Here is a 6,717-nt window from a genome sequence, read left to right on the forward strand (position 1 = left end):
CGGGTGGGGAGGCGGGCGGGGACCGACCGCCGGGATCGGCCACGGGGATCGACCGCGCCCGTCCTCCCCGCCCGCGCTCCGGCGGCTCAGCGGGCGATGGGCCCGGAGTACATCACCCGTTCGAGGCGGGTGCCGGCGGAGATGTCGGCGGTGATGCTCTTCGTGCCCTCGGGGATCTCGAACGCGACGACGCCGCTGGCGCTCTCGCCGGGCAGGATCGACCCCTTGATCATCTTCGGCACGGCGCTGCCGCCGCTGCCGCCGCTGTCGAAGACCAGGTCGGCGGTCATGCCCTTGTCGTCGCGGACGTTGGGCATGGCGTAGATCACCTCGTGCGGCGCGGTGGAGCCGTTGGTGATGGTGACGGTGAGCTGGACGGCGTTCTTGACCCGCTCGCGGGCGAGGCTCCCCTTCGGCTGGTACGCGGTCGGGGCGGAGAGGCTGACCTTGACGCCGTTCGGGTAGGTGAAGGTCTCCCCGAAGGGCAGCGCGCTGGTCAGGCCGGGGACCTGGGAGGGCGAGGGCGGGGCGGTGGGCCAGTCCTCGTCCTCTCCGGGGTAGAACTCGTCACCCTCCCCGTCGAACCCGAAGTCATGGTCGCGCCCGTACCCGTGATCGCCGGTCCGCTCGAAGCGGCCGGGCTCGTCGATGACGGCGACGGTGATGAAGAAACCGCCGACGGAGGCGAGCAGTCCGAGCCCGCCGAGGACGGTGCCGACGATGGCCATCACCCGGTTCGGCGCGCCCTTGGAGGCGCGCACGATTCCGCCGATGCCCAGGCCGATGGCGAGGAGGGCGAGCAGGGTCCCGGCCCAGAAGAGGAACGGGATCACCCCGAGGAAGATCCCGAAGCTCCCGAGGATCACGGCAGCCACGGCCAGCCCGTTCCCCGCGGGGCGGGGCGCCGACGGAACAAACCCCGGGTACGGCCCCTGCCCCACGGGCGGCTGCCCCCAGGCATCACCGCCACCCCCGTGGCCTGCGGGTACGGGCTGCGCGGCCTGCGCGGCATAGGCAGCCTGAGCCTCCCGCCCGGCGGCAAGATCAGCGGCGGTAGGCGGCGCAAAGGCGGACCGCACGGGGGCGGGGTAGGGGTAGGCGTGCGCGTGCGGCGCGCCGGGGGCCGGGGGAGCCTCGGCACCGAGAACGGAGCCGCCGTCCCCCGGGGTCGGCCCCGCTGCGGCGGGGGCTCCGGGGGCGGTGCCCTGCGCGGCGGCGGGAGCCGGAGCATCGGCACCGGGAGCGGAGGCGCCGTCCCCGGGGGTCGGACCCGCTGCGGCGGGTGTAGCAGCGGCATCGGCCGGGGCTGCGCCGGTGGGTGCTGCGGCCTGCGCGGCGGCGGGAGCCGGAGCCTCGGCACCCAGAGCGGAGCCGCCGTCCGCCGGGGTCGGCCCTGCTGCGGCGGGGGCTCCGGGGGCGCTGCCCTGCGCGGCGGCGGACGCGGGAGCCTCGGCTGCGACGGCGGAGGTGACGTCCCCCGGGGTCGGCTCCGTAGCGGCGGGGGCCGGGGCCTCAGGGGCGGCGTTCTCCTGAACGGCAGTTGCGCCAGCACCTTCTGCGGCGGAAGCCTTGCCGAAGTTCACCGCCGGGGCACCCGAACCCTCCGCAACGGCCTCCCCCGGCACCTTGCCGAGCGGCACCACCGGACCGGGAGAGTCCGCCACTACGGGCTCAGCAGCGGCCTCGGCGGAAGCCTTGCCGAAGGACACAGCCGGAGCGGGGGAGTCCTCCATGACAGCCTCAGCCGGGCTCTCGACAGAGGCGTCGGCGGCCTTGTCGAACGACAGCGTCGAGCCGGCCGAGTCGCCAGCCCCAGACTCCGCCGCCCCCTCGGGCGCCACGGTGGCGTCAGCGGCGGGAGTGGCCACGGCCCCGGCCTCGGAACCCTGAGCGTCCGGCAGAACCACGGTGTCGTCGGCAGCCACCGGCGCGGCGGGCAGGACCACAGTGGCGTCGGCCCCGGCCTGGGCGTCGGCCGCCGCAGGCGCGGCGGAGTCCGCCGGGCCCGACGCGGCCGGAAGCACCATGGTGGCGTCGGCGGAAGCCGGGGTGGTGGTCGGCAGGGTGACGGTCGCGTCAGCGGCGGCCTCGTCCGCGCCCTGCGCGTCACGGCCGCCGGCCTCCGACGCAGTCGGCAGCACCACAGTGGCGTCGGCCGGCTCACCGGCCGCCCGCACCTCCGGAGCCGAGTGCTTGGTCAGCGACAGGTCGTCCGTGCTCGGCGGATCCGATTCGGGGCTGGAGTTCGGGGTGTTGGGCGGGGTGGTCATACCGGCGAGGACGTCCTTTGTCGCAGCTGTCGTGATCACAGCAAGAGTGCCACGCCAAACGCGCACGCCTGTCCGATTTACCGCCCGCTCCCCGCGCCCGCGCCCCACGCACCGACATCCCGCACCCACCCCCGGCACGGGCCACACCCCGCACCCCCATACCGGCACCCCGCACCCGGCACCTGACGCACGCGCCCGGCAGCCCGTATGAGTTGCCACCCACTTGAAGTCGCAGTTCAAAAGGCTGGTGCGACCGGTCATCCGGGTACTCGCGCGGCCCCTCGCAGAAGGGCGGATTCGCGCCTGGGACCATCAGCGGATGTCCGAGGAACCGAATCCGATGTCTCGTCTGTGGCCGCTCGTGCCGCCTGGGGCCACCGACTGGCTGCTGGAGCTGTGCGGCGACGGCCTCACCGGGTTCATGCCTCCGGCGATGCCTGACGCGGTGTGGGTGCTCAACGCCGTGTACGAGCACGAGCAGGGACAGACCGAAGTGTCGTACGACGAGTACCACCAGGCCCGTCTCGCCGACGGGAGCACCCGGCCCCACACTGTCGGAGGCCACGACCTCGACACCGTGAGCATCGCCACGGGGGGAGGTCTGGGCCGCGCCCGGCACCCCGGACCCGGCTGGCGGCGGCTGCGATGGGCCGAGCTCGCCCGGCGGACCGGCGACCCGATGGTGCCCGACGGACTGATGCCCTCCTACCGCTGCTTCCCCTCGGCCAAGAAGAAGGGCAGCTGGCCACTGAGCATGATCCCGCCGACCGAAGGAAGCCTGGACCGGGAGACCTGGAGCCGGCTGGTCACTGTCCTCACCCACTACAGTCCCGCAGGCGCCGACACCCGCTGCCTGGCCTACTACAACCCGCTGACGCTCGGAGCCGTCGACTTCGACAACCTCCACGTGCGTGCGGGTCGCCTCGGCGATGCCGAGATCCTTTACGACCAGTCCGAAGCGGACTTCAGCCCCTCCAACCTCTGGGCCGATGACCACTCCTGGATCCTGTGCACCGACTACGACCTGTGGGCTACCAAGATCGCCGGTCCTCCAGCCCTCGTCAACGCACTGCTGAACGACTCCGAGATCGAGGCCGTTCGTCTGCCCTGGGCACACTGACAACCAGCCGCGTCCGCTCCTGTCCCCAGCGGAGCCGGGCTGCCGCACCCCCACCCCCACCGCGCCCCCACCGCCCCCGCGCGGCCCGGCTCACCCACGCCCCCCATGTGGCACGCGCCACCCACCGCCGACCCATCCCGCGCCCGGGCCCAGGCAACGCACTCCCCCCGGACCGCGTCCTCCAAGGCGTGGGAGGTGGCCGGGAGGTCCAGCGGCGGGGTCGTGGCCGTGCCGAGCAGCAGCGGGAGCAGCAGCGCGGTGGCGAGTAGCGACAGCGGCCAGAGGGGCCCGGCGGTACGCCGAGCACTGCGCGTCATGGCCGGAACCCTGCCCGGGGTGGGTATCCGATCTCAGGACCGACCGCCCCGGAACCTGCCTGCCTAGGATCAATCACACTATGTCCCCACATGGGCTCTCTCCACGCGCCGCCTGGCCCGTCGCCCTCCTCATCGGCCTCGCCGGCGCGGCGTACACGGCGTGGGTGCTCGAAGTCGTCCTCTCCACGGGCCTCAACCCCATCGAGACGTACGTCAGCGAGCTCGCCGCCCAGGACCAGCCGCTCGGCGGCCTCTTCCGGGCCACCGACTTCACCGCCGGCCTGCTCGCCTTCGCGGGCGGCCTGCTCGCGCTCACCCGCCTGCTCAAGCACGCAGAGTCCCGCCGCCTCTGGGCGGTCGTCGGCTGGGCCGGGGTCACCCTCTTCGGCGCGGCCACCGCCGCCGACGCCTGGCTCCCGCTGAGCTGCACGCCCACCGCCGACCCCGAGTGCGCGGCGCGCGAGACGGCCGGGCTGGTGCCCGCCACCCACCAGGCCCACGCCGTCAGCAGCAGCCTCGCCATGACGGGCGCCCTCGTCGGGCTCGTGGCGCTGACCGTCGCCGCCCGCCGCTACGGCTGGTTCGCGCCGCTCGCCCGCTTCGGCCCGGCCCTCGTCGTCCTCGAACTGCTCGCCACCGCCTGGACCCTGTCCGCGATCGCGATGTTCACCGCCGGGCGCGGGACCTGGGCCCTGGGCGCCGGTCAGCGGCTCCAGGTGCTGCTCGTGGCAATCTGGCTGGGTCTGCTCGCCTACTCCGTGCACAAGGAAGGCCGTACATGACCCGCTCCCCGCACCCGGCCGGCCGCTTCGTCCGGGTCGACGGGGTCCCGCTGCACGTGGTGGTCGAGGGGCGCGGTCCGGTGTGCGTGCTCGCGGCCGGGCTGGCCATGGCCTGGTTCGACTGGGACGAGGTGGCCGCGCTGCTCGTGGCGCGGGGCCGTACCGTCGTCCGCTTCGACCGGCCCGGCCACGGCCTCAGCGGGCCCGCCGCCGAGCCGCCGACCACCGCGGGCGAGGCCCACCGCATCGCCGGCCTCCTGAACGCCCTGGACGCCCTGGACGCCCTGGACCTCACGGACCGCACCGGCCCGTCCAGCCGCACCGGCCCGTCCGGCCCGTCCGGCCCCACCGGCCCCGGCGCCCCCGTCACCCTCGTCGGGCACTCCATCGCCGCCTTCCACACCGAGGCGTTCGCCCGCCTCTACCCCGAACGCATCGCCGCCCTGGTCCTGCTCGACGCCAGCGTGGAGGAGGATCCCCGTACGGTGCTCCCGCGCGCCCTGCGCACCGGCGCCGCCCGCGCCCTCGGCCGGGCCGTGACCGCCGTCGGCCTTCCCGCCGCGCTGGGTCCCGCCGCCCGCCGGGCCACCGTACGGGCCTCCCGCACCGGCGGCTCCGACCCGGCCGCGCCCGACCTCGTACGCCGCTGCTACCGCACCGGCCGCGTCTGGCGCGGCGCCCTCCTGGAGAACTCCCGCTACCCGGACATGGCCGCCGAACTGCTCGGCCTGCGCGGGATCCGCCCGCTGACCGCCCCCACCACCGTGCTCGCCGGGTACGACGGCTCCGCGCGCCGCGGCGCCCTGGACTGGCTGGCCCGGCAGGCGGACCTCGCCGACCTGCTCGGCGCCCGCTTCGAGGTCGCCGAGCCGGCCGGGCACCTGGTCATGCTGGACCGCCCGGAGCAGGTGGTCCGGGCGGTCCTGGATGCGGAGCCGGGGGGCACGGGCGAAAGCCGTGGTGCGGGTCAGCGCCGGGCGTAGACCTTCTCCACGAAGCCCGCCAGCTGGTCCTCCGACAGGTGCTGGGCGAGATCCGCCTCGCTGATCATCCCGACCAGCCGCTTGTTCTCGATCACCGGCAGTCGCTTGATCTGGTGGCTCTCCATCTCGTCCAGCACCGCCGACACGTCCGCGTCCGACTCGATCCAGCGCGGCGTGCCCTGGCAGAGGTCACCGCAGGTGACCTGCGCCGGGTCATGGCCGCGGGCCACGCAGCCCACCACGATGTCGCGGTCGGTGATGATGCCGCACAGCCGCTCCGAGGAGTCGCTGACCGGCAGGGCCCCCACGTTGAGCCGGGCCATCAGCTGCGCCGCCCGGTCCAGGGTCTCGGTCGCCGGGATCCACTGGGCCCCGGCGTGCATGATGTCTGCGGCGGTGGTCATCGCTGAACCTCCCTGAACGCCGTCCACCACCGGGCACGGCCGCACCCGGCGAGGCGTCCCCCGGGACGCTGTCCCGCCGAGCGCACGCCGTACGGGTGAGAGGGGCACACGCCCGTACGGGTGAGCCGAGCACACGCCCGTACGGGTGGGAGGGGCGCCTCCCCCCACCGTACGAGCGTGTCCCGTCACCCGCGCGGTGTGGCCCCGCGCTGTTTCAGCATGTCCGCCATGAGGGTGATCTCCGAGCGCTGCGCGTCCACCATGCCCTGCGCCAGCGCCCGCTCGACGGGCGTCACGCACTGCCGTGCGCAGCCCTCCGCCATCGCGACGCCGCCCAGGTGGTGGTCGGTCATCAGCTGGAGGTACAGCACCTCCGCGTCCCGGCCCGAGGCCGCGCCCAGCCGGGCCAGCTCCTCCTTGGTGGCCATGCCGGGCATCAGCGCCCCGGGCTTGGCCGCGCCGTGCCCGGCGTGCTCGCCGCCGGAGCCGGAGCCCGCGGTGGTGCCTGAGCCCGCGGTGGTGCCGTGCCCGCCCGCGCCCGTCATCCACGACATCGGCGGCTCGTCCGCCACCACCTTCGGCAGCCCCCACAGGTCCAGCCAGCCGAAGAGCATGCCGCGCTGGTTGGCCTGGGTGTTGGCGATGTCGTAGGCGAGGGTGCGGACGGGCTCGTCCTGGGTGCGGTCGCGGACGATGAAGGACATCTCCACCGCCTGCTGGTGGTGGACCGCCATGTCCCGGGCGAAACCGGCGTCCGCCGAGTGCAGCCCCGGCGTCCGGGGCGCCGCCGGGGCCGGGGCAGGATCGTGGTCAAGGTCGGCTCCTCCTCCCTGACCACCGC

General features: G+C 74.6%; 6 protein-coding genes. 3 read left to right on the forward strand and 3 right to left on the reverse strand.

Annotated elements, in window-relative coordinates; all coding sequences use genetic code 11:
- Positions 1–86 precede the first annotated feature (86 nt).
- Positions 87–2,309: a hypothetical protein gene (locus ABZ873_RS22310; protein WP_360874807.1), complete on the reverse strand. Its 2,223-nt coding sequence runs from the start codon at positions 2,307–2,309 to the stop codon at positions 87–89.
- Positions 2,310–2,610: 301 nt separating this feature from the next.
- Between ABZ873_RS22310 and ABZ873_RS22315 the strand changes: the two genes are divergently transcribed.
- The 3 genes from ABZ873_RS22315 (at position 2,611) to ABZ873_RS22325 (ending at position 5,472) form a co-directional block, all read left to right on the forward strand.
- Positions 2,611–3,390, forward strand: coding sequence for a hypothetical protein (locus ABZ873_RS22315; protein ID WP_360874810.1), 780 nt, complete (start codon positions 2,611–2,613; stop codon positions 3,388–3,390).
- A gap of 397 nt (positions 3,391–3,787) precedes the next feature.
- Positions 3,788–4,489 (forward strand): DUF998 domain-containing protein, encoded by a 702-nt coding sequence (locus tag ABZ873_RS22320; protein WP_360874812.1) that lies wholly within the window; start codon positions 3,788–3,790, stop codon positions 4,487–4,489.
- Entirely contained in the window at positions 4,486–5,472 is a 987-nt protein-coding gene (locus tag ABZ873_RS22325) for an alpha/beta hydrolase (RefSeq protein WP_360874815.1), read from the forward strand. Before ABZ873_RS22320 ends, ABZ873_RS22325 begins: the two co-directional genes overlap by 4 nt.
- On the opposite strand, the gene ABZ873_RS22330 is transcribed toward ABZ873_RS22325, so the two are convergent.
- The gene (locus ABZ873_RS22330) at positions 5,457–5,876 is read right to left on the reverse strand and encodes a CBS domain-containing protein (RefSeq protein ID WP_360874818.1); all 420 of its coding nucleotides are present in this window, start codon (positions 5,874–5,876) and stop codon (positions 5,457–5,459) included. The two genes, ABZ873_RS22325 and ABZ873_RS22330, sit on opposite strands and share 16 nt — an antisense overlap.
- 185 nt (positions 5,877–6,061) lie before the next feature.
- The coding region (locus ABZ873_RS22335) for a DUF305 domain-containing protein (RefSeq protein WP_360874821.1) at positions 6,062–6,717 on the reverse strand (656 nt) is incomplete at its 5' end.

Origin of the sequence: Streptomyces sp. NPDC047014, from assembly GCF_040644195.1 — a bacterium.
In the GTDB taxonomy this organism is placed as follows: Bacteria; Actinomycetota; Actinomycetes; order Streptomycetales; family Streptomycetaceae; genus Streptomyces.